Below are 1,864 nucleotides of genomic sequence, written 5' to 3'. Positions count from 1 at the left end.
GGGAGGGGGGCCGAAGTGCCCCCCTCCCTTCCGGGCATAAACTGATGTGGGGGTCCGGGGAGCTTCAAGCTCCCCGGCGGGGGCACGGGGGCAGCGCCCCCGCGACCACTGACCTCACGCCGCCGCCGGGACGCCGACGCCCAGCTCCGCCAGGGTGGCCTCGATCTGGCGCAGGGCGAAGCGCATGTCGTCCTCGTTGATCGCGCCGATGCAGGCGATGCGGATGGTCGGTGTCTCGGTGTTCCAGAAATTGCTGATCAGCACGCCGCGCTGCTTCATCAGCGTGATGAAGCGCCGGAAATCCCAGGCGGGATGGCGGGGCTGGTGGACGTTGACGATGATCGGCCCCTGGTGCCGGCGCTCGACATAGGGCGTGAAGCCCAGCGCGACGAGGCCGTCATAGAGCACGTCGCGGTTGCGGCTGTAGCGCGCCAGACGGGCCGGCTGGCCGCCCTCGGCGTCATACAGGTCCATCGCGATGCGGAAGGCGCGCAGCGCCTGCACCGCCGGGGTGAAGCGGAAGCTGCCCCAGCCATTGACCACCGCGTGGCGATAGACGTCGTGCAGGTCGAGCAGCCAGGACCCGGCATTGCCCGCGCTCGCTTCCAGCCGCGCGATCGGCGCCACCGCGAAGCCGAAGCCCGGCAGCCCCTCCAGGCACTTGTTGGAGGTGAACACCACCACGTCGCATTCGGGGTGCTCCGACAGCTTGAAGGGCAGCGCGCCGAAGCCGGAGACGGCGTCGCAGATCATGCGCTTGCCGGCGGCGTGGATGACGGGGCCGAGGATGTTCGGGTCGTTGACGATGCCGCTGCCCGTCTCGCTGACGATCACCGCCACATGGGTGACGTCCGGGTTCTCGCGCAGCGCGTGGGCCAGCTTCTCCGGCGCCATCGGTTCGGTGTCGGGGCCGGAAAGGGACACCACCACGCGCCCCGCCTCCGTCGCCAGCCGCACCAGCCGGTCGGCGTAGTTGCCGTTGCGCACCACCAGCAGCTTGCCGCCGGCCGGGACGAAGCTGCGCACCGCGGCCTCCACGATCATGTGGCCGCAGCCGGGCAGCGGAAGGGCGACATCCACGCCCTCCGTCCCGCCGGCGATCTTCACGATGCGCGGGCGCATCGCCGCGTATTCGGCCCGGAACTCGTCGTCCCAGGGGGCGATGTCGTCGCCCATCACGGCGCGCACTTCGGGGCGCGTCTGCACGGGGCCGGGAATCAGCAGGAGCATGGCTGGACCTGAGGAAAAGGCGGGCGCGCCTTATGCGCCCGGCGGCGCCATGCCGGCAACCAGCGTGCCGGCCAGCTCGCGCCGCAGCTTGCGCAGGATGGCGTCGGCGAAGTCCGCGTAGTCGGCGCAATCCATCGCGAAGCTGCCGGGGCCGCCGATCACCTCGGCGGCGTAGTGGTCCAGCAGGTCCGGCTCCTCGTTGAGGATGGCGAGGCCGTTGACGGTGATCCCCGCCGCCACCGCCAGGTCTCGCACCGGCCCCGGCGGGCGCCCCTGGTTGTGCCGCCCGTCGCCCGAGACATCGAGCACCAGCCGCGTCGCATCGCCCGGCACGCGCGCCAGCAGCGCCAGCCCCGCCGCCATGCCCTCGCCCAGCGCCGTGGCACCCGCACGCGGCAGGCGCGGCGTGTTCTCGATGGCATCGGCCAGCGCGGCCGCGCTTCCCGCGCCGTCGAGCCGCGTCCAGCCCACCGCCAGGTCGCGCTCGCCCACGCCCGACCACAGCAGCAGGCAGAGCGCGGCGGCGCGGCGCGGGCCGGCGGTGGGCGCGGCCAGCCCGCCGGGATCGCGCCGCGCCGCCGCGGGGCCCCCCGCCCACAGCCCGGATTACGCGCAATCCCCGCAACCCCCGCCC

General features: G+C 73.2%; 2 protein-coding genes. Both read right to left on the bottom strand.

Annotated elements, in window-relative coordinates; genetic code table 11:
- Positions 1 to 114 precede the first annotated feature (114 nt).
- Positions 115 to 1,230 carry a 2-aminoethylphosphonate--pyruvate transaminase gene (locus AC1MIR_RS13475; RefSeq protein WP_480028662.1) on the bottom strand — a complete coding sequence of 372 codons (1,116 nt, stop codon included), beginning with the start codon at positions 1,228 to 1,230 and terminating at the stop codon, positions 115 to 117.
- A 30-nt stretch (positions 1,231 to 1,260) separates the two neighbouring features.
- On the bottom strand, positions 1,261 to 1,830 hold the full coding sequence (locus AC1MIR_RS13470; RefSeq protein WP_480028755.1) for a DUF1194 domain-containing protein: 570 nt from the start codon (positions 1,828 to 1,830) through the stop codon (positions 1,261 to 1,263).
- Between the last annotated feature and the right edge of the window lie 34 nt (positions 1,831 to 1,864).

Source organism: Falsiroseomonas sp. RANM36, assembly GCF_056682175.1.
The sequence above is the reverse complement of the archived record's forward strand: the minus strand, read 5'-3'. Positions and strand labels throughout refer to the sequence as shown.